The organism is Lysobacter sp. Root916 (assembly GCF_001429785.1).
Taxonomy (GTDB): Bacteria; Pseudomonadota; Gammaproteobacteria; order Xanthomonadales; family Xanthomonadaceae; genus Lysobacter.
The window spans coordinates 194,260-214,927 of the sequence record NZ_LMJF01000001.1; the positions used below are offsets into that span (position 1 = coordinate 194,260).

Annotated in this window: 19 protein-coding genes; 11 read left to right on the top strand and 8 right to left on the bottom strand. The window is 69.5% G+C overall.

Annotated elements, in window-relative coordinates:
* The first annotated feature begins 27 nt into the window (after positions 1-27).
* Complete coding sequence (locus tag ASE35_RS00915) at positions 28-1,416, top strand: pitrilysin family protein (RefSeq protein ID WP_057161429.1); 1,389 nt, start codon at positions 28-30, stop codon at positions 1,414-1,416.
* 10 nt (positions 1,417-1,426) lie between these two features.
* Positions 1,427-2,851 carry a pitrilysin family protein gene (locus ASE35_RS00920; RefSeq protein WP_056172742.1) on the top strand — a complete coding sequence of 475 codons (1,425 nt, stop codon included), beginning with the start codon at positions 1,427-1,429 and terminating at the stop codon, positions 2,849-2,851.
* A gap of 264 nt (positions 2,852-3,115) precedes the next feature.
* Here the strand turns inward: ASE35_RS00920 and ASE35_RS00925 are convergent, their stop codons facing one another.
* Both ASE35_RS00925 and ASE35_RS00930 read right to left on the bottom strand, forming a co-directional pair.
* The gene (locus ASE35_RS00925) at positions 3,116-3,589 is read right to left on the bottom strand and encodes a hypothetical protein (RefSeq protein WP_057162692.1); all 474 of its coding nucleotides are present in this window, start codon (positions 3,587-3,589) and stop codon (positions 3,116-3,118) included.
* Complete coding sequence (locus ASE35_RS00930) at positions 3,586-3,999, bottom strand: hypothetical protein (protein ID WP_057162693.1); 414 nt, start codon at positions 3,997-3,999, stop codon at positions 3,586-3,588. Before ASE35_RS00930 ends, ASE35_RS00925 begins: the two co-directional genes overlap by 4 nt.
* 105 nt (positions 4,000-4,104) lie before the next feature.
* Between ASE35_RS00930 and ASE35_RS00935 the strand changes: the two genes are divergently transcribed.
* Positions 4,105-4,746 (top strand): NAD(P)H-dependent oxidoreductase, encoded by a 642-nt coding sequence (locus ASE35_RS00935; protein WP_082607359.1) that lies wholly within the window; start codon positions 4,105-4,107, stop codon positions 4,744-4,746.
* Positions 4,743-5,252 (top strand): hotdog domain-containing protein, encoded by a 510-nt coding sequence (locus ASE35_RS00940; RefSeq protein ID WP_056172749.1) that lies wholly within the window; start codon positions 4,743-4,745, stop codon positions 5,250-5,252. The genes ASE35_RS00935 and ASE35_RS00940 overlap by 4 nt, the downstream gene beginning before the upstream one ends.
* Positions 5,253-5,364: 112 nt before the next feature.
* On the opposite strand, the gene ASE35_RS00945 is transcribed toward ASE35_RS00940, so the two are convergent.
* On the bottom strand, positions 5,365-6,009 hold the full coding sequence (locus ASE35_RS00945; protein WP_235567165.1) for a C40 family peptidase: 645 nt from the start codon (positions 6,007-6,009) through the stop codon (positions 5,365-5,367).
* 192 nt (positions 6,010-6,201) lie between these two features.
* Entirely contained in the window at positions 6,202-6,867 is a 666-nt protein-coding gene (locus ASE35_RS00950; protein WP_082611061.1) for a C40 family peptidase, read from the bottom strand.
* A gap of 36 nt (positions 6,868-6,903) precedes the next feature.
* Between ASE35_RS00950 and ASE35_RS00955 the strand changes: the two genes are divergently transcribed.
* Both ASE35_RS00955 and ASE35_RS00960 read left to right on the top strand, forming a co-directional pair.
* Positions 6,904-7,398 (top strand): peptidylprolyl isomerase, encoded by a 495-nt coding sequence (locus ASE35_RS00955; RefSeq protein ID WP_056172755.1) that lies wholly within the window; start codon positions 6,904-6,906, stop codon positions 7,396-7,398.
* Between the two features lie 121 nt (positions 7,399-7,519).
* Positions 7,520-8,770, top strand: a complete 1,251-nt coding sequence (locus tag ASE35_RS00960; protein ID WP_057162694.1) for a DUF418 domain-containing protein — start codon at positions 7,520-7,522, stop codon at positions 8,768-8,770.
* Positions 8,771-8,821: 51 nt separating this feature from the next.
* Here ASE35_RS00960 and ASE35_RS00965 read toward each other — a convergent pair whose 3' ends face one another.
* Positions 8,822-10,600 (bottom strand): M4 family metallopeptidase, encoded by a 1,779-nt coding sequence (locus ASE35_RS00965; RefSeq protein WP_235568792.1) that lies wholly within the window; start codon positions 10,598-10,600, stop codon positions 8,822-8,824.
* A gap of 228 nt (positions 10,601-10,828) precedes the next feature.
* On the opposite strand from ASE35_RS00965, the gene ASE35_RS00970 reads away from it, so the two are divergent.
* From ASE35_RS00970 to ASE35_RS00990, 5 genes are read left to right on the top strand one after another with little or no spacing between them, the layout of a single operon-like run.
* Positions 10,829-12,121 carry an FAD-dependent oxidoreductase gene (locus ASE35_RS00970; protein ID WP_200956979.1) on the top strand — a complete coding sequence of 431 codons (1,293 nt, stop codon included), beginning with the start codon at positions 10,829-10,831 and terminating at the stop codon, positions 12,119-12,121.
* Positions 12,118-13,473 carry a glutathione-disulfide reductase gene (gene gorA / locus ASE35_RS00975; RefSeq protein WP_057162695.1) on the top strand — a complete coding sequence of 452 codons (1,356 nt, stop codon included), beginning with the start codon at positions 12,118-12,120 and terminating at the stop codon, positions 13,471-13,473. Before ASE35_RS00970 ends, gorA begins: the two co-directional genes overlap by 4 nt.
* A 55-nt stretch (positions 13,474-13,528) precedes the next feature.
* Complete coding sequence (locus ASE35_RS00980) at positions 13,529-15,607, top strand: prolyl oligopeptidase family serine peptidase (protein WP_057162696.1); 2,079 nt, start codon at positions 13,529-13,531, stop codon at positions 15,605-15,607.
* A 6-nt stretch (positions 15,608-15,613) separates the two neighbouring features.
* Positions 15,614-16,420, top strand: coding sequence for an N-formylglutamate deformylase (gene hutG / locus ASE35_RS00985; RefSeq protein WP_057162697.1), 807 nt, complete (start codon positions 15,614-15,616; stop codon positions 16,418-16,420).
* Complete coding sequence (locus ASE35_RS00990) at positions 16,417-17,676, top strand: crosslink repair DNA glycosylase YcaQ family protein (protein ID WP_057162698.1); 1,260 nt, start codon at positions 16,417-16,419, stop codon at positions 17,674-17,676. Before hutG ends, ASE35_RS00990 begins: the two co-directional genes overlap by 4 nt.
* Positions 17,677-17,900: 224 nt before the next feature.
* On the opposite strand, the gene ASE35_RS00995 is transcribed toward ASE35_RS00990, so the two are convergent.
* The 3 genes from ASE35_RS00995 to parE form a co-directional block, all read right to left on the bottom strand.
* Positions 17,901-18,203, bottom strand: coding sequence for a hypothetical protein (locus ASE35_RS00995; protein WP_057162699.1), 303 nt, complete (start codon positions 18,201-18,203; stop codon positions 17,901-17,903).
* 107 nt (positions 18,204-18,310) lie between these two features.
* A complete protein-coding gene (locus ASE35_RS01000) occupies positions 18,311-18,775 on the bottom strand; it encodes an ankyrin repeat domain-containing protein (protein WP_162258810.1) in 465 nt (154 codons plus the stop codon).
* Entirely contained in the window at positions 18,772-20,664 is a 1,893-nt protein-coding gene (parE, locus tag ASE35_RS01005) for a DNA topoisomerase IV subunit B (RefSeq protein WP_057162700.1), read from the bottom strand. Before parE ends, ASE35_RS01000 begins: the two co-directional genes overlap by 4 nt.
* Positions 20,665-20,668: the final 4 nt, after the last annotated feature.

Sequence of the window (20,668 nt, forward strand, 5' to 3'; positions counted from 1 at the left end):
CGTCTTCTGGGGAAAACGGAGACTTCCATGCGCCTGCGCCATCTCGCGCTGCTGCTGGCCGGCCTGACGACGACTTCGGCCGCATTTGCGGCCGACGCCGATCGCTGGACCTTGCCGGTCGCGGTCAAGAAACTCGACAACGGTCTGACCGTGGTCGTGTCCGAGGATCACACCTCGCCCACGGTCGGCGTCAGCGTGGTCTACCACGTCGGCATGCGCCTGGAGCCCAAGAACCGCACCGGCTTCGCCCACTTGTTCGAGCACCTGATGTTCGAAGGCACGCCGAACGCGAAGGAAGGCGTGTTCGACCGGGTGATCACCGGCGGTGGCGGCCGCAACAACGGCTCCACCCGTGCCGACTTCACCAACTACATCGAAGTCGCGCCGGCCTCGGCCCTGGAGCCGATCCTGTGGCTCGAAGCCGACCGCATGAAGACCCTGGACTTCAACCCGACCACGCTCAAGAACCAGCAGGACGTGGTCAAGGAAGAGATCCGGGTCAACGTGAAGAACCAGCCCTACGGCGGCTTCATGTGGATCGATATCGGCCAGCAGGCGTTCCAGAAGTGGGAGAACAACCACGACGGCTACGGCAGCTTCCAGGACCTGGAGAACGCCAGCCTCGAGGACGTGGCCGCGTTCCACCGCGACTATTACGGCCCCAACAACGCCGTGCTCGGCCTGGCCGGCGACATCACGCCGGAGCAGGGCTTCGCGCTGGCGCAGAAGTACTTCGGCGAGATCCCGGCGCGCAAGACGCCGGCCGCGCCGGACTATCGCGAAGGCCTCAACACCCAGGAGAAGCGCATCGTCCAATCCGACGCGCTGGCCCAGGTGCCGGCGATCGCGGTGGGCTGGAAGATGCCCGACCGCGGCAGCAAGGACCAGGCGCCGATGGCGGTGCTGGGCGCGCTGCTCGCCGACGGCGACGCTTCGCGTTTCTACCAGGGCACGGTCAAGGGTCGCGAGCTCGCGCTCAACATGGAGCTGCTGTACGGCCTGACCAGCGAGTGGGAATACGACGGCCCGACCCTGTTCGTGGTCAACGCGCTGTACAAGCCCACCTCCAGCGCCGACGCGCTGCTCAAGGCGTTCGACGAAGAGATCGCCAAGGTCGCCGATCAGGGCGTGGACGATGCCGCGCTGAAGCGGGTCAAGACCCAGTTGCTGGCCAATTGGTACAACGGCCTGGAGACCTTCATCGACCGCGCCGACGCGCTGGCCAAGCTGCAGACCCTGTGGGGCGATGCCGGGGTGGTCAACCAGATTCCGGGCTGGATCGAAGGCGTGACCTCGGCCGACGTACAGCGCGTGGCCAAGACCTATCTGACCCCGGCCAACCGCACCGTGATCGACCGCAAGCCCGCGGCGATGCTGGCCCCGGCCGCCGCGCCCGCCGCCGCCAAGAAGAACTGAGGAGACGACGATGAAGACCCATCCGAACCTGATCGCCGTCGCGATCTCCTTGAGCCTGGCTTTCGCCGGCGCCGCGCAGGCCGGCCCCAAGGCCGCGCTGCCCGCGCAGTTGCCCGCATACGCGCCCGACCGCCCGCTGCCCGTGCCCAACATCGTCAAGAAGACGCTGTCCAACGGCCTGGAGGTGTGGGTGCTGCCGCGCGACGGCATGCCGCGCGTCGACTACGTGCTGGCGATCCGCAACGCCGGCTACGCCGCCGATGCGGCCGACGCGTCCGGCTTTGCCGCGCAGCTCGCGGGCCTGCTCAACGAAGGCACCGCGCAGCGCAATTCCAAGGCCATCGCCGAAGCGGCGCAAGGCTACGGCGGCAGCGTTGGCGCTTCGGCCAACAACGACGGCATCAACCTTTACGGCGATGCGCTGGTGTCCAACGCCGCGCCGATGCTGGCTCTGTTGGCCGAGATCGCGCGCACGCCGGCGTTCCCGGACGGCGAGGTCAAGCTGGCCCAGGCCAACGCCCTGCAGGCGCTGAAGGCGGCCGAAGCGCAGCCCTCGTTCAAGGCTTCGCGCGCACTGCTGACGGCTACTTACGGCGACCATCCCTACGCGCGCACGCAGCCTACCGAGAGCATGATCTCGGCGATCACGCCGCAGCAGCTGCGCGCCGAGCACGCGCGCCGTTTCCGTCCCGATCGCGCCTTGCTGGTGATCACCGGCCGGGTCACGCCCGAGGACGGCTTCAAGTTCGCGCAGGCCTCCTTCGGCGACTGGAAAGCCAGCGGCGAGGCGATCGCCGACACGGCGCCCGCGCGTCGCGAGGCCAAGCCCAGCTTCGTGCTGATCCAGCGCGACGGCAGCGTGCAGTCGACGCTGCGCCTGGGGCGCCCGGCGATTCCGGTCACCGATCCCGACTACGTGCCGATGCAGTTGGCCAGCACGGTGCTGGGCGGCGGTTTCAGCAGCCGCGTCAATCAGAACCTGCGCGAGGACAAGGGCTACACCTACGGCGCCAGCGCGGGCCTGCAGGCCGCGCGCGCCGGCGGGCGCGTGCAGGGCGGCGCGGACGTGCGCAACGAGGTCACCGGCGCGGCGCTGAAGGAGTTCTTCCACGAGTTCGAGCGTCTGGGCCAGGAAGCGGTGCCGGCGCAGGAGCTGGAGGACACCAAGCGTTACATCGCGGGCGGTTACATGATCAGCAACCAGCAGCAGGGTTCGGTCGCGGCGACCTTGGCCAATCAGTGGCTGATGGGGCTGCCGTCGGATTTCCTGGGGCAGTATGTGCCGCGCATTCGAGCGGTGGATGCTGGGCAGGTGCAGGCCTTGGCCAAGAAGTATTTCGTGCCGGCCGATCAGTCGATCGTGGTGGTCGGCGATGGCAAGGCGGTGGCTGAGCAGCTCAAGGCCTATGGAGAGTTCGTCGCGCCGGCGAAGTGAGTTGGCAGGCGGCCTGCTTCGCGTCTACGCCACGCTCTAGCATTGAGCCCCCTCTCCCGCTTGCGGGAGAGGGTTGGGGTGAGGGTAGTGCAGCGCTGCAGGCGCAAATGCCCTTGCTCCTGCGACCATCATCTCCGCGAGAGCCCAAGCACCATTTGCCTGGGCCGGAAGAAGTGACTTCAGAGCGCGGTCGGAGCGTCGACGACAGCCCGTAGGATGCGGTGAGCCAAAGGCGAACCGCATCGTCGCGCGTCGCTGCCAGCCTTAGCCCGCATCCAACGCATGCTTCAACAAAACCCTAGCCGCCACCGCGCCCAGCACCACTCCGACCGCGCCGTACAGCAACGCGCTCAAAAAGAAGCCGAGTCCGCCGCCGACGAAGCCGATGCCGGCGCCGGTCAGCAGCGCGAACAAGGCGTAGGAGGGAACGAACAGCAGATAGGCGATCCAGTCGTGGCGGTCGCCGTCCTGGCGCGGGTCCAGCGGTTTGCCGGTGACCGCCCAGCGCGCGGCCATCTTGGCCAGCCAGAAGGGCGCGGCCAGCAGCGCAGCGGCTTCCAATACTTTCAGGCCGACCACCAGGCCGACTGCGAGCAGCGCCCCGCTGATCCACCACGCGGCTTCGTGGCCGGGTGCGGCGTAGCCAGCCAGCCAGGCGCCGATCGCGAACGCGGCCGCGAACAGGCCGACGGTGTAGAGGATCGCCTTGCCGGCGTTGCGCACCTCGCCGCGACTCATGCGGCGTCCTTGCGTCGGCCCCCGACCAGGCGCGAGGCCAGCCAGGCCGCCGGGATCGGCAGCAGCAGGCCGGCGACGGTCATCCACAGCGGGTGCGGGATCATCAGGCTGTTGGCGATCACGCCCAGCACCACCAGCACGCCGATGGTCAGGGCCGCGCCGCGCTTGTGCAGGCGCGAGATCAGCGCCGCGACCAGGCCGCCGTCGAACGCACCCGCGACCCAGCCCAGCAGCACCAGCGCCATCGCGGCCGGCGGCGCGCCGGCGATATGCGCGGCCAGCGCGTCGGGGTCGGCCAGGTTCGTGCCCGGCGCAGGCGGATGCAGGATCACCCCGCCGAACTCGCACAGCGTGATCGTGATCCAGGCCACCACCAGCCCTGCCAGCACCGCCAGTATCGTGCGTCCCATGTCCTGTCTCCCCGAGCGATCGCGGCGAGCATCGCCGGTCGCGCGTATCGCCGCAAGCACGGCGGCTGTGCGCATAATCGGCGCCCCGACTCACGGAGCCAGCGCATGTCCGCCAGCCCCTCCGATCCGCGCGCGCCCGACGCCGACCGCACTATCGCCACCCCGCCGCCGCGTCCGCGCCTGCTCGCCTTCGCCGGCAGCCTGCGTCAGGCTTCCTACAATCGCCGCCTGATCCCGATCCTGGCCGAAGGCGCGCGCGCCGCGGGCGCGGACGTCGAGCTGATCGATCTGCGCGACTACTCGCTGCCGGTCTACGACGGCGATCTCGAGGCCGCCGGCATGCCCGACAACGTGCACCGCTTGCAGGCGCTGATGGCCGGCTGCGACGGCCTGCTGATCAGCACGCCCGAGTACAACGGCTCGATGCCGGCGCTGGTCAAGAACACTCTGGACTGGATGTCGCGCGCCACCGCCGACGGCCGCTCCGGCACCCTGCTGTTCCAGGACAAGATGGCCGGCATCGTCTCGGCCTCGCCGGGGCCGCTGGGCGGAATCCGTTCGCTGCTGGTGCTGCGCGACGCGCTGTCCAAGCTCGGCCTGCTGGTGGTGCCGCAGCAGGTCGCGGTGGGCGCGGCCGCCGAGCGCCTGCCCGAGACCGGGGTGCTTACCGACGAACGCCTGCGCGGCGCCGTGCTCGGCGTCGGCGCGGCCGTGGTCCGTCATCTGTGCAAGGGAGTGGCGGCATGAAAGGCCAACAGCGCGAATTGAACCTGCGATTCCTCGCCCAGCCCACCGACGTCAATTACGGCGGCAAGGTCCACGGCGGCATGGTGATGAAGTGGATCGACCAGGCCGGCTATGCCGCCGCGGTCGGCTGGAGCGGCAAGTACAGCGTGACCGTCGCGGTGGGTGGGATCCGCTTCGTCGCCCCGATCCGGATCAGCGACCTGGTCACCGTGCACACCAAGCTGATCCACACCGGCACCACCAGCATGCATTTCGCGGTCGACGTGAAGGCGCGCGACCCGGGCCTGGACGACGGCGAGCCCGAGGAGCGGCTGTGCACCCACTGCGTGATCGTGTTCGTGGCCATGGACCAGGTCGAAGGCAAGCCGACCCCGGTACCGCCCTGGACCCCGACCAGCGAGGACGACAAGCGCCTGGCCGAGTACGCGCTCAAGGTGATGGAGCTGAGCAAGGGCATCGAGGCGACGGTGGAGCGCTACCTCAGCCAGAGTTCCGACCCGCTGTGAGCCCTTAGGCGGTTCCCGCCGTTGAAAAGGCGGAGGTGGGTAGGGGCGAGGCAGGAACAAAAAAGGCCGCCCTGAGGCGGCCTTCTTATTGGAGATTTAGCGGCTTAGCGCTTCAGATCCCTTCGACCCGGCGCGCTTCCATGAACTTGCCGCTCCAGTAGCCGGTGTCCAGGCTGGACACGGTCACGTCCTTGCCGGTGCGCGGGGCGTGCACGAAGCGGCCTTCGCCCAGGTAGATGCCGACGTGGTCGACCCGGCCCTTGCGGCCGAAGAACACCAGATCGCCTTCGCTGAGGTCGTCGCGGTCGCTGATCAGCTCGCCGGTCTTGGCCATCTCGCGCGAGACGCGCGGCAGCTCGATGCCCAGGGCGTTGCGGAACACGTAGCCGACCAGGCCGCTGCAATCGAAACCCTTGTCCGGGGAGTTGCCGCCCCAGCGGTAGGGCGTGCCGAGCAGGGCCAGGGCGCGCTGCAGCATGCCCTTGATGCGGCCTTCGCCGGCCGGAGCGGCGCTGGCGTTGGTCTTGTTGAGGTTCGCGGCGCCGGGCGCCAGCAGACGGTTGAGATCGGTGGCCAGCAGCAGGGCGCGATCCGGCAGGGTCATCGCGTCGGGCAGCAGGTGGCGGGTGGCCGGGGCCGGGGTGTCGGCGGAGTCGCCGCTCATGGCCGAACCGCCGGCCAACGAGGCCACGGCGGAGGGCTGCTCCTGCGCCAGCGCCGGCAGCGCCAGGGCGGCCAGGCAGAGGGCAAATGCAATGCGGAATGCGGCCCGCGCAAGGCGGGGGGCGGTGGTGGCTGCTGGGCGGCCTTGGCGGAGAAGCTGGGTCGTCACGCGGTCATCACTGAATCAACACCGAGCGATCATGCCTGCCGAAAGGGAGCAGAAGGTTCAAATTTCGTTAGCAGTCCGTTAACAAGCCTGTGATTTTGCTCACATTTTGGCCGCCGACTACTTCAGAACCCGTTTCGCCCCGCTGTAATGGTCGCGCCAGTAGGGCCCGTCCAGACGGTCCAGACGGACCGTGCCGCCGGTGCTGGGGGCGTGCACGAAGCGGCCCTCGCCGACGTAGATGCCGACGTGGCTGACGTTGCCGGAACTGCCGAAAAACACCAGGTCGGCGGCCGCCAGGCGCTCGGGCGCGATCTTCGGCCCCTGAAAGCCTGCCAGGTCGCGCGAGGTCCGCGGCAGAGTCAGCGCCAGCATGTCGCGGTAGACGTAGTTGACCAGGCCGGAGCAGTCGAAGCCGCCCTCGGGGGTATTGCCGCCGTAGCGGTAGGGCGTGCCGACCAGGCTGATCGCGCGCATCAGCACCGCATTGGCCGAGGCCGGGTCGGCCGGCTCGACCACCGGCCAGACCCGGGGGCTGATGGTCGGAGCGGGGCGGCGCACGGTTTCGCGACCGCCGCCGCAGGCCGCGAGCAGGGCGCAGGCCAGGCCGATCGCCAGCCAGCGCGGCGCCGCGACCGGCCACGGGCTCGCGCCGCGCGCTGGCGCGGGGGCGGTGTTGCCGGGATAATGCGCGGCCTTCGTCACGGCCGTTAGCTTGGCGGCTGGCGCCGGCGACGACAAGCCTTCGCCGCGCCGGCCTACCGCCGTCGCCGCTTTCTTACCCATCCGCGCCGCTGTGTCGGCCGCCAGTCGAGTCCCGCAATGAAAATCGAGAAAGATCGCGTCGTCCGTTTCCACTACACCGTCTCCGAGCGCGCTGCCCACGAGCTGGGCCAGGAGCCGCTGGAGAGCTCGGAAGGCCGCGATCCGCTGGCGATCCTGATCGGCCACGGCAACATCATCCCGGGCCTGGAGACCGCCATGGACGGTCGCGAGGCCGGCGAGAAGTTCGAAGTCGACGTGGCCGCGGCCGATGCCTACGGCGTGCGTCAGGAAGGCCTGACCCAGCGCGTGCCGAAGAAGTATTTCAAGGACGCGCGCCTGGAGCCCGGCATGCAGGCCGTGCTGCCGACCAACTTCGGCCCGCGCGCGGTGACGATCCAGAAGGTCGGCATGAGCGTGGTCGACGTCGACCTCAACCACCCGATGGCCGGCAAGGACCTGCATTTCGCGGTCGAGATCGTGGAAGTGCGCGAGGCCAGCGCCGAGGAAGTCGAGCACGGCCACGTGCACGGCGACGGCGGTCACCAGCACTAAGCTGCGCCGCGCATCGACAAGAAAACGGCCCGCGCTGCGGGCCGTTTTCGTTGCTGGCACACTCATTGCCCCAAACTTCCAGCCGATCCGCCGCGCTGGGTACGGCGCGTAGAGTGCCGGCATGAATTCCCAAGCTCCGGCCGCCCTGGGCCCGCTCGCGTCCAGCCAGCGCATCGTCAGCCTCGATGCGCTGCGCGGCATCGCCCTGCTCGGCGTGCTGCTGATGAACGTCGAATCCTTCACCGGCTCCCTGTTCGACGTCGGCACCGGCATCGCGCCCGCGCAGGCCTGGCCGGACCGGCTGGCCGACGGCTTCGTCTATATCTTCGTGCAGGGCAAGTTCTGGACCCTGTTCGCGCTGCTGTTCGGCATGGGCTTCGCCAGCATGAGCGAACGCGCGCGTGCGGCCGGCGTCGATTTCCTGCCGCTGTACCTGCGCCGCAGCGTGGGCCTGCTGGCGATCGGCCTGATCCATGCGCTCGCGATCTGGTCCGGCGACATCCTGGTCTCTTACGCGCTGGCGGCGTTCGCGCTGCTGCTCCTGCGCAACGCGCCGCAGAGCGCGCTGTGGCCGATCGGCGCCTTGTTGAACCTGATGCTGGTGGCGATGCTGCTGCTGAGCTCGCTGGCGATCGCGCTGGTCGGCCAGGACGCGGCGGACCTGGGCGACTTCGCGGTCGATCAGGCCCTGCGCGCACGCGAGATAGCGGCTTATGCGCAGGGCAGTTACGCGCAGGCCAGCGCCTTGCGCTGGGACTACTTCGTGGCGGCGACCCTGCCCAGCTACTGGATGTTCGTGCCGATGGCGCTGGGCCTGTTCGCGATCGGCGCCTGGTTCGTGCGCAGCGGCGCCATCGTCGCGCCCGCGCGCTATCCGCGCTTCTACGCCGCCTTGCGCTGGGGCGCGGGGCCGCTGGGCCTGGCGATCACCCTGATCGGGCTGGCGGTGGACAGCGAGCCGGTGCTGACCGGCAGGACCTTGAGCGCCTCGGACATGTTCGCCACCACCTTGCAGATGCTGGCCGCGCCGCTGATGTCGCTGGCCTACCTGGCCTGGATCGTGCGCGCGCTCGAGCGCGGCGCGCGCTGGCCGCTGGCGTTCGCGCCGGCCGGACGCATGGCGCTGACCCTGTACCTGATGCAGTCGGTGATCGGCACCCTGGTGTTCTACGGCTACGGCCTGGGCCTGTGGGGCGAGGCCTCGCGCGTGGCGCAGATTCTGGGCGCTTGCGTGCTGTTCGGCTTGCAACTGGCATTCGCGCGCCTGTGGTTCGCGCGCTTGCGTTACGGCCCGATGGAATGGCTGTGGCGCTGGTTCACCTACGCGCGTCGGCCCGCGTTGCGCCAGCCGGTCCTGCCCGCGCTGCCCTGAACGCGAACGGCCCGCGGGTGCGGGCCGTTCGGGTGGAGCCTGCGATCCGGATCAGTTCACCGCCGCCGCCGACCAGGCGCGCGCCACGGCCTGGTATTCGGCCGAACCGTTGCCGTACAGATCCGCCGCCGCCTGCAGGGTGCCAGTGCGCGCCTGCGGATAGGTGGTGCTGGACACGAAGTAACGGGTCAGCGCGCGGTACCAGATCGCGCCGGCCTTGGCGCGGCCGATGCCGACGAGGCTGGTGTCGCCGTTGCAGACCATCTGCGCATTGGTATAGCCGAAGCCGCTGGGCGCCACGGCGCCCTGGCTGAGCAGATAGAACTGGCGGTTGCCGACGCCGGAAGTGTTGTGCGGATCGTGCGGTCCGCGCTGATAGGCCAGCGAGGCGCTGAAACCGCCGGACGGATAGCAGGCGAAGGACTTGCCGTCGGCGTCCTGCTTGAACATCAGGCGCAGCCCCTTCTTGTCGCCGGGATTGCTGATGAAGATCTCCTCGCCGATCACGAAGTCGCCCGGGTCGTTGACGTTGTTGACGGTGAACTCCACCAGGGTGCCGAAGATGTCCGACACCGCCTCGTTGAGGCCGCCGGCGTCCTTGACGTTGTAGTAGCCCAGGCGCGCGGTGGCGCCGGTCACGCCATGGGTCATCTCGTGGCCGGCCACGTCCAGCGCTACCAGCGGACGGTAGGTCACGCCGTCGCCGTCGCCGTAGACCATCACGCCGTTCCAGCCGGCGTTGACGTAGTTGGTGCCGTAGTGGACGTAGCTCTTGGCGCCCACGCCGTTGTTGGAAATGCCGTTGCGGGCGTGGGTGTTCTTGTAATAGTCCCAGGTCGCGGCCACGCCGTAGTGGGCGTCGGCGGCGACGGTGGCGCGGTCGGACACGGTGTTGTTGCCCCAACTGTTGTCGCTGTCGCTGAACAGCGTGGCGCCGGAGGTGCTCTGACGGTTGTTCGCGTCCCAGGTCGAGCCGCTGCCGCGGGTGACGTCGGTCATCTGGAAACCGCCGCTGACCGAGTTGGTGCCGATGCCGACGTTGCCCAGGGTCAGGGTCTTGCCGGTGCCGGTGGCCGCGGCGGAGTGGAAGCGGTCGTCTTCCAGCAGCACCTTGCCGTTGGCGGCGTCGAGGTAATAGGTCATGTTGCCCGGCGCCTGATCGTTGCGGCGATCGCCGAGCAGGTCGACCTGATAGGCCAGGGTCGGCTGCCCGCCGCGTGCGAACACCACCAGGCGCGTCGATTCGATTTCGGTCACCGAGCCGTCGAAGGCCGCACCGGCTTCGATCTCGGCCTGGGCCGCGCTCAGCGTGGGCTTGATGCCTGGGCGCGCGAAGGTCTTCATCTCGTCGCCCTGGGTGATCGAGAGCAGCTTGCCGTTGCGCGTATGCACGACCATGTCGCCGCCGATCACCGGCAGGCCCTGATAGCTGCGGTCCATGCGCACGTGCTCGGTGCCGTCGCGGTCGACGATCACGTCGCGGGCGACGAAGCCGTCGGCGGCGACGCGGTGCGCTTCGCGCGCGGCCGGGCCTTCGAGCAGGCCGCGCGCGCGGTCCGCGGCCGGCGAGGCGTCGGCTTCGGCGGGCGAGGTCGAGGCGAACATCTGCTCGCTGCCGGGGCGCGCGCCGTCGGCGGCCCGAGCCAGCAGGGGCTGCAGGCCGCTGCCGGCGGGATGCGAATGGGCGGTGCGGCCGACGTCGGCGGTCGCGGCCTGGCCCAAACCCGGCGCGTGGCGTTGCACGGCGTTGGAGAGCGTTTCGGACTGGCTGGCCAGCAGAGTGAGCGCGCCGACGATGGCGGCGCTAAGCAGGGCGGTCTTCGCTTGCATGTGCGTGATTCCCCAAAGTGTCGAAAGATGGTTGGTGGATGGAGTCCACATCCGTTACTGTTTATTCCGTTACTCACGCGGGCCGGCGCATCGCTGCGGGGTCGGCTCGCCGAGTCTTTGAACCGTAAGTGCCCGGGCGACGCGTTTTTCGATGGTGCAAGCCGCGAATGACACCCGCCGCAGGATTGCGGTCACACTTCCGGATCTTCGATCGACCCGAGCACTGCCTTGTCGAGTGAATCCCTGCAAAACGCGCGTGCGGACGCGGTGCGCGACACGGACATCGCCGTCGTCGGCGGCGGCGTCATCGGCCTGGCCTCGGCGCTGGCCTTGCTGAACGACGGGCGCCGGGTCTGCGTGCTCGAAGCCAACACCCTGGGCAGCGGCAGTTCGCACGGAAACTGTGGAACGATTACGCCTAGTCACGCCACGCCCCTGGCCGCGCCCGGCGTGATCGCGCAGGCGCTGCGCTGGATGCTCACCCCGGATGCGCCGCTGTACGTGCACCCGCGCCTGGACCCGCGCCTGTGGGGCTGGCTGCTGCGTTTCGCGCTGCGCTGCAATGCGCGCGACTGGCGCCAGAGCGCGCTGGCCAAATCGGCGCTGCTCAACGACTCGCGCGAGCGCCTGCAGGACTGGGTGCGCGATTACGGCCTGCGGTGCGAGTTCGAACAAAGCGGCGTCGACTACGTGTTCCGCGACGAGCGCACGTTCGCCGCCGGTCAGATCGAACTCGACCTGCTGCGCGAGCTCGGCATCCGCATCGAACTGATCGACGGCCGCCGCTACGAGGCCGAAGATCCCGCCTTCAAACCCGGCCTGGCCGGCGCGATCCGCTTCGACCACGATGCGGTGCTGCGCCCGGATCGCTACGTCGATGCGTTGGCGCAGGCGGTGCGCGCGCGCGGCGGCGTGATCGTCGAGGGCTGCCGCCTGCAGACGCTGGACACCGACGGCGCGGGCGTCGCGCTGGGCACCAGCCAAGGGGCGCTGCATGCGCGCGAGGTCGTGCTCGCGCTGGGTGCCTGGTCGCCGCAGCTGTCCGATGCGATCGGTCTGGCCGGACTCAAGCGCGCGATCCAGCCCGGCAAAGGCTATTCGATCACCTACGACCGCCCGGCGCGCGTGCCGCGCCGGCCGGTGGTGCTGCGCGAGCGCAAGGTCTGCGTGACCACCTGGGGCAGCGGCTACCGCCTGGGCAGCACCATGGAATTCTCCGGCTACGACGACAGCCTCAATCCGCGTCGCCTGGCCGCGCTGGAGCGCGGCGCGGCCGAGTATCTGCACGAGCCGGTCGGCCCGGTCGAACGCGAGCGCTGGTACGGCTGGCGTCCGATGAGCAGCGACGACATTCCGCTGATCGGCCGCGTGCCCGGCCGCGACGGCCTGTGGCTGGCCACCGGACACGGCATGATGGGCGTGAGCATGAGCGCCGGCACCGGCCAACTCGTCGCCGACCTGATCGGCGGGCGCGCGCCCGCGATCGATCCCACGCCCTATCGACCGGAGCGATTCGCATGAGCGACGTACTACGCGACTTCGACCTGATCGTGATCGGCGGCGGCTCGGGCGGCCTGGCCGGCGCCTTCCGCGCCGCCGAACACGGCGCCCGCGTCGCCCTGCTGGAACCGCATCTGCTGGGCGGCACCTGCGTCAACGTCGGCTGCGTGCCGAAGAAGGCGATGTGGCTGGCCGCCGACGTCGCCGGCCGCCTGCGCATGGCGCGCGATCTGGGCTTCGACGTCGGCGAAGCGCCGGCGCTGGACTGGCCGACCTTCATCGCCCACCGCCAGCGCTACATCGCCAACATCCACGACAGCTACCGCCGCCGCCTCGACGCGGCCGGTATCGTGGTCGCGCCGATGCGCGCGCGCTTCATCGATGCGCGCACCGTCGAATGCATGGACGGCGTGCGTCTGAGCGCGGGCAACATCCTGATCGCCACCGGCGGGCATCCGCTGCGGCCGTCGCTGCCGGGCGCCGAACTGGGCGGCGTGTCCGACGATTTCTTCCAATGGACCGCCGCGCCCGAACGCGTGGCCATCGTCGGCGGCGGCTACATCGCGGTCGAACTGGCCGGCCTGCTGCAGGCGCTGGGCAGCCACGTCGATCTGCTGGTGCGCGGCAGGCTGCTGGACGGTTTCGATGGCGAACTGGTCGATCAGTTGGCCGAGGATTACCGCCACGCCGGCGTGCATCTGCAGTTGGGCTACCACCTGTCCGCGGTCGAGCGCGACGGCGAGGGCGTGCGCCTGCGCGATACCGGCGGTGCGCTGAGCGAGCGCTACGACCGCCTGCTGTTCGCGACCGGGCGCAGGGCCAACACCGCGTCGCTGGACCTGGAGGCGGCCGGCGTGCTCGTCGATGCGGACGGCTATGTCCAGGTCGACGTGCGCCATTCCACCAACGTCGAAGGCATTCACGCGGTCGGCGACGTCACCGCCGATCCCGCCCTGACCCCGGTCGCGATCGCGGCCGCGCGCCGGCTCATGGACCGTCTCTACGGCGGCGCCAGCGCGCTGCTGGACCAGCGCGACATTCCCACCGTGGTGTTCTCGCATCCGCCGATCGGCCAGGTCGGCCTGACCGAAGCCCAGGCGCGCGAGCGTCACGGCGACCAGGTGCACGTGTACCGCGCCGGCTTCCGGCCGATGTTGCACGCTTTGGCCAATTCTCCGCAGCGCAGTTTGTTCAAACTGATCTGCATCGGCGACGAGCGCCACGTGGTCGGCATCCACCTGATGGGCGAGGCCGCCGACGAGATCCTGCAGGGCTTCGCGGTCGCGCTCAAACGCGGCATTTCCCTCGAGGACCTGCGCGACACCATCGCGATCCATCCCACCAGCGCCGAGGAAGTGGTGCTGATGCGTTGAGTCGCGGTAGCGGCCGTACCGAACACCCGTATCCAACAATCACGGAGCGAAACGCATGAAGCAGCGGTGGCAGGGTTGGATGCTGGTGGGCGCGCTGGTCGGTGCGCCGTCGGCGCAGGGCATGGAGATCGCCGACCTGCTGTCCGCACCGCAGCCGGAAGCGCCGGTGGCCGCGGCCAAGGCGCCGGTCATCGCGTGGGTCGCCAACGAGCGCGGCGCGCGCAACCTCTGGGTCGCGCGCGCGCCGGAGTTCGCGCCGCGCAAGCTCACCGATTACGCCGAAGACGACGGCCAGTTGCTGAGCTCGCTCGCGCTCAGCGCCGACGGCCGCACCCTGGCGTATGTGCGCGGCGGCGGTCCGGACGCGGCCGGCAACGCCAGCAACCCCACCGGCGATCCCGACGGCGCCGAACAGGCGGTATGGGCGGTGCCTACCGACGGCGCGATCGCGCCCAAGCGCGTGGCCGCGGGCCGTAGCGTGAGTTTCGCGCCCGGCGGCGACGCGCTGATCGTGCAGGGCAAGGGCGTGGGTTGCTATGCGCATGCGTTCGCCAAGGCGCCGGCCTGGTGCGTGGAAGCGCTGCTGAAGACGCGCGGCGCCAACAGTGCGGCGGGCTTCTCGCCGGACGGCGGCCGTCTGCTGTTCGTCAGCAACCGCGGCGATCACAGCTTCGTCGGCGTGCTCGATTTGGCTGCGCGCTCGGTGCGCTGGATCGCCCCGGACTACAACAACGACAGCGCGCCGGTTTGGTCGCCGGACGGCAAGCGCATCGCCTTCCTGCGCACGGCCGGCACGCGTCCGGGCCAGGCCTTCGATCTGACCGCGGCCAATCCTTTCGAGGTCTGGGTCGCCGATGCCGACAGCGGCGTGGCGCGTCGCTTGTTCCGCTCGGGCGACACGGCCGGCGGCTACGCCCAGTTCGCGGTGCCCGAGCCACTGCGCTGGGGCTGCGATGGCCGCCTGCTGTTCAGTTCGGAAGAAAACGGCTGGCTGCACTGGTACGCGCTGTCGCCCGACGGCGGCGCGCCGGTCGCGGTGAGTCGCGGCGACTGCGAAGTCGAAACCGCGGGCCTCAGCGAGACCGGCACCCTGGTCTACAGCGCCAACTGCGACGACATCGAGCGCCGCCAGTTGTACGCCGCCTCCGAGGGCGCCGCGCCCAAGCGCCTGAGCGGCGACGGCCAGATCGCCACCGATCCGTTGCCGCTGTCCGGCGCGCAATGGATCGCGTTCCGTCATGCCGACGCGCGCCGCCCGACCGCGATTGCGGTGATGCCCGCCGCAGGCGGCGAGCCGCGCCGGATCTTCCCCGCGCAGCTGCCGGCGGCGTTCCCGGCGCAGGCGCTGGTCGAGCCCAAGACGCTGACGCTGCGCGCCGCCGACGGCGTGGTCTCGCATGCGACCGTGTTCCTGCCGCCGGCCAGCTTCAAGGGCAAGCGCCCCGCGCTGATCTACGTGCACGGCGGGCCGATCCGGCAGATGCTGCCGGGCTGGCACTACAGCAGCTATTACTACAACGACTACGCCAGCAATCAGTGGCTGGCCAGCCGCGGCTTCGTGGTGCTGGCGCTGAACTTCCGCGCCGGCACCGGTTACGGCCAGGCATTCCGGCGCGCGGCCAAGCAAGGCCCGCGCGGCGCCAGCGAATATCAGGACGTGCTGGCCGCACGCGCGCACCTGGCCGGCCTGGCCGAGGTCGACGCGCGCCGCATCGGCATCTACGGCGGCTCCTACGGCGGCTATCTGACCGCGCAAGCCCTGTCGCGCAATTCCGATCTGTTCGCCGCCGGCGTCGACCGCCACGGCGTGCACGACTGGCGCGAGAGCGCCAAGGGCGGCGACAACAGCGGCCTGTGGGGCCTCAAGCCCGACGAACTGGAACTGGCGGGGCAGTCCTCGCCGGTCGCGCAGGTCGAGAACTGGCGCTCGCCGGTGCTGTTCGTGCACGGCGACGACGACCGCGCGGTCAAGTTCAGCCAGAGCGTGGACCTGGTCGAGCGCCTGCGTGCGCGCGGCGTGGCGCTGGAAACCCTGGTCATCCCCGACGAAGACCACTTCTTCCTGCGCTACGCGACCTGGATGCAGGTGCACCGCAGTACCATGGACTTCTTCGAGCGCCAGCTGAAACCCTGAACCGCCATGAGCACCGTCCCCGCGCCGACCGAACCGGTCTTCGAACTCCACCACGGCAGTGCGCCGCTGCTGATCAGCCTGCCGCACGACGGCAGCGCGATCCCGCCGGCGCTGGCCGAGCGCATGCAGCCCTCGGCGCGGCGCGCGCCCGATACCGACTGGCATGTGTCGGTGTTGTACGCGTTCGCGCGCGAGCTGGGCGCCTCGATCCTGGTGCCGCGTTATTCGCGCTACGTGGTCGACCTCAACCGCCCGCCCGACGACACCTCGTTGTACCCCGGTCAGAACACCACCGGCCTGTGCCCGGCGGCGCAGTTCACCGGCGAGCCGGTCTACCTGGACGGCCAGACGCCGTCGCCTGAGGAAGTCGCCGAGCGCGTCGAGAAATATTGGCGGCCGTATCACGAGAATCTAGACGCCGAACTCGCGCGCCTGCGCGGCGAGCACGGCCGCGTGGTGCTGTGGGAAGGCCATTCGATCAAGGGCAGCGAACTGCCGTTCCTGTTCGAGGGCCGCCTGCCGGATCTCAACCTGGGCACTTCCGGCGGCGCCAGCTGCTCGCCGCAGTTGCAGACGCGCCTGGAAGCGGTGTTGGCCGGGCAGGGCGGCTACGACTGGATCGTCAACGGCCGCTTCAAGGGCGGCTACATTACCCGTCACTACGCCTCGCCCGAGACCGGCGTGCAGGCGGTGCAGTTGGAACTGAGCCAGCGCAACTACATGGACGAGGCCAGCTTCGCCTACGACGAAGCCAAGGCCGCGAAGTTGCAGCCGCTGCTGGCCGAACTGCTGCGGACCTGCCTGGCCGGATGAAGACCGCGGTCGCGGCGCCCGTCCTGACGCTCGCGCAGGCGCGCGCGCTGCACCTGAGCGCGCAAGGCCTGCTCGCGCGTCCGCGCCGGCGCGCGCGCAAGGCCGACCTGCTGGCCGCGATCGCGCGCATGCAACTGCTGCAGATCGACACCATCCACATCGTCGCGCGCAGCCCGTATCTGGTGCTGTACTCGCGCCTGGGCGCCTACCCGCAGACCTGGTTGGAGGAATTGCTGGCCCAGCGCGAGATCTTCGAGGTCTGGGCCCACGAAGCCTGCTTCGCGCCGATGAGCGACTACCTGCTGCATCGCAACGCCATGCCGCAGCGCGCCCATCACTGGGCGATCCGCAACGCCCAGGCCCATCGCAGCAGCAGCGGCGCCAAGATCGAGCGCCTGCTCGAACACATACGCGGCCTGGGCCCGGTCAAATCCTCCGACTTCGAGCGCGAGCAGGCGGGCGGCGGCGGTTGGTGGGGCTGGAAGGACGAGAAGCGCTGGCTGGAAGCTGCGTTCGCTTTGGGCGAACTGATGGTCGCGCGGCGCGAGAACTTTCACCGCGTCTACGACCTCACCGAGCGCGTGGCCGGCAGCGTCGTGCCCGACTGGAACACCGCGCGCCTGGATATCGCCACGGTACGGCGGGAGACCCTGCTCAAGTCCGTGCGCGCGCTGGGCCTGACCCAGGCGCGCTGGATCGCCGATTACTACCGCACCAAACCGCGCCTGCGCGACGCCGACTTGGACCCGCTGGTGGAGCAGGGCGCCTTGCTGCGGGTGGCGGTGAAGGGCTGGGACGCGCCGGCTTACGTGCATCCCGACCACGCCGCCGCGCTCGCGCTGGCCGCGACGGGACGCCTGCGCGCAAGCCACGCCACCTTGCTGTCGCCTTTCGATCCGGTGGTCTGGGATCGCGAACGCGCCAGCGAATTCTTCGGCTTCGACTACACCCTGGAGTGCTACACCCCCGAGCCCAAGCGCCGTTACGGCTACTTCGTGCTGCCCATCCTCGCGCGCGGTCGTCTGGTCGGCCGCCTCGACGCCAAGGCGCACCGCCGCGAGGGCGTGTTCGAGGTCAAGGCGCTGTTCCTGGAAGAGGACGTCGTCGCCGACGAGGCCCTGATCGCCGATATCGCCCGCGCGATCGACGACTGTGCGCGCTGGCATGCGACCCCCAAGATCGACCTGCAACGCTGCCGCCCCGCAACCCTGCGCACGCCGCTGCGCGCGGCCCTGCGCGCGCTTCAATCCGCCTAGGCAAGCTGCTCTAGGGTAGGCGCCGCGTGCAAATGCGCGGTACCGCCGCCAGCATCCTGTAGGAGCGGCGCAAGCCGCGACCACGCCACAACACATACGACGCGCCTGGCGCAGGGCTCGTGACCATCTTGCGCAAGCGTATCTGTCTCCCCGATCGCGGCTCACGCCGCTCCTACCCCAAAGCGCGATGCGCTGTGCGGCATGTCGTCGCGCAGCGTTTCGACCTAGCCCTGGGTCAACGTCGCCGTGATAAACAACACGGCCACCGGCACGACCAAGGCCACCGGCACCAGCGCCACCAGCCAACGTGGCCGCTCGCCGCGCGCCCAGCCGACCAGCGCCAATACCACGCCGCCGAAGCCCGACATCAGCCACAGGAAGATCGCTTCCCAGAACCCGCACAAGCCATCGCCGCAGGGCCCGCTGAAGGTGCGCATCAACCAGACCAAGGGCGCATGCGCGACCGCCGCGGCGATCGCCAGATAGAACAGAAGAGGGCGCGGTGTGGGTTGCTCGTGGCTGTTCATCGCAGATCTCGGTCCGATGAGCGTGCGCGGCGACCGAGCGGAGGCGGCGCCGCAAGCGGGGCGACGCGCTTAAGGCAACGCGGCGCTGCCTCAGCTATACACCAAGCCTAGCGTCGCCGCGAGGCGCGCGCCGGTCCCACTGTCTTCAGATACGCAACATGTGCGCCTTTTCCGTGGATATGCGCCGCATCGATCGGCAAGCGACCGGCGTCGTCCGTGGCCGCCGTGTCCGCACCCGCGAGCGCCAGAACTTCGAGCGTGGCCAGATTGCCGTGGCTGGCGGCCCAGTGCAGCGGCGTGTAGCCGCTGCGTTCGCGTAGGTCGTGGCGGGCGCCGGCCTCCAGCAAGCAACGCACGATGTCCGTACGGCCGCAGGCTGCGGCGCCGAACAGCGCCGTTTCCCCGATGGAATCCTGCCAGTTCACGTCGGCCCCGGCCGCGATCAGCGCCCGCACCTCATCCAGATCGCCGGACCATGCCGCGTAGTGCAGCGCGGATTCCGCGCGACCGTCCGCGGCGGTCAATGGCCTGTCGTCTTCCACGGCGGTTCCTGAAAGCGCGGCGACGCTCAAACCTCCAGCGTCGCCAGATCGCCCTTGGTCTCCAGCCACTGCTTGCGGTCGCCGGCGCGCTTCTTGGCCAGCAGCATGTCCATCAGCGAATGGGTTTCGGTGCCGTCGTCGACGGTCAGCTGAACCAGGCGGCGGGTGTCGGGGTGGATGGTCGACTCGCGCAGCTGCGAGGCGTTCATCTCGCCCAGGCCCTTGAAGCGGGTGACGTTGATCGCGCCGCGGATCTTCTCGCGTTCGATCTTCTCCAGCAGGATGCGCTTCTCTTCCTCGTCCAGGGCGTAGAACACCTGCTTGCCCACGTCGACGCGGAACAGCGGCGGCATCGCCACGAAGATGTGGCCGGCCGCGACCAGCGCCGGGAAATGGCGCAGGAACAGCGCGCTCAGCAGGGTCGCGATGTGCAGGCCGTCGGAGTCGGCGTCGGCCAGGATGATGACCTTGCCGTAACGCAGGCCGGTGATGTCGTCCTTGCCCGGATCGCAGCCGATCGCGACCGCCAGATCGTGCACTTCCTGCGAGGCCAGCACGCTGCCGGACGCGACTTCCCAGGTGTTGAGGATCTTGCCGCGCAGCGGCAGGATCGCCTGGAAATCCTTGTCGCGCGCCTGGCGCGCGCTGCCGCCGGCCGAGTCGCCTTCGACCAGGAACAGCTCGGTGCGCGACAGATCCTGCGAGGTGCAGTCGGCGAGCTTGCCGGGCAGGGCCGGGCCTTGGGTGATCTTCTTGCGGACGATTTGCTTCTCGGTCTTCAAACGCGCCGCGGCGCGCTCGATCGCGAGCTGGGCGATCTTCTCGCCCAGTTCGGTGTGCTGGTTCAGCCACAACGAGAACGCATCGTGGGCGGCGCCCTCGACGAAGCCGGCGGCCTGGCGCGAGGACAGACGCTCCTTGGTTTGGCCGCTGAACTGCGGGTCGGTCATCTTGATGCTGAGCACGAACGCGACCCGGTCCCACACGTCTTCCGGCGCCAGCTTGACGCCGCGCGGCAGCAGATTGCGGAAGTCGCAGAACTCGCGCAGCGCGTCGGTGAAGCCGGTACGCAGGCCATTGACGTGGGTGCCGTGCTGCGCGGTCGGGATCAGATTGACGTAGCTTTCCTGCACCAGCTCGCCGTCCGGCACCCAGGCCACCGCCCAGTCGGCCACTTCGGTGTCCTTCTTGAGCTGGCCGACGAACAGGTCCGGCGGCAGCAGCTCGCCGCGGCCCTCGAGCTCGCCGCGCAGGTAGTCGCGCAGGCCGTCCTCGTAGTACCACTCGGCGGTTTCGCCGCTAGCGACGTCGTGCAGCTTCACGCTCAGGCCAGGGCAGAGCACGGCCTTGGCGCGCAGCAGGTGCTTGAGCGAGCGCAGGTTGAACTTGGGCGTGTCGAAGTACTTGGCGTCGGGCCAGAAGCGCACGCGGGTGCCGGTGTTCTTCTTGCCGACCGTGCCGACCACCTCCAGCGGGGTGGCGCGGTCGCCGTCCTTGAAGGTCATGCGGTATTCGTTGCCGTCGCGCTTGATGTGCACTTCGACCAGAGTCGACAGCGCATTGACCACGCTGACGCCGACGCCGTGCAGGCCGCCGGAGAAGGTGTAGTTCTTGTTGCTGAACTTACCGCCCGCGTGCAGGCGGGTCAGGATCAGCTCCACGCCGGGGATCTTCTCCTCGGGGTGGATGTCGACCGGCATGCCGCGGCCGTCATCGGACACCTCGGCGCTGCCGTCGGCGTGCAGGATCACCTCGATGCTGCGCGCATGCCCGGCCAGGGCTTCGTCGACGGCGTTGTCGATCACTTCCTGGGCCAGGTGGTTGGGCCGGGTGGTGTCGGTGTACATGCCCGGACGGCGTTTGACGGGGTCCAGGCCGGAAAGGACTTCGATATCGGCGGCGTTGTAACGACTGCTCATGAAA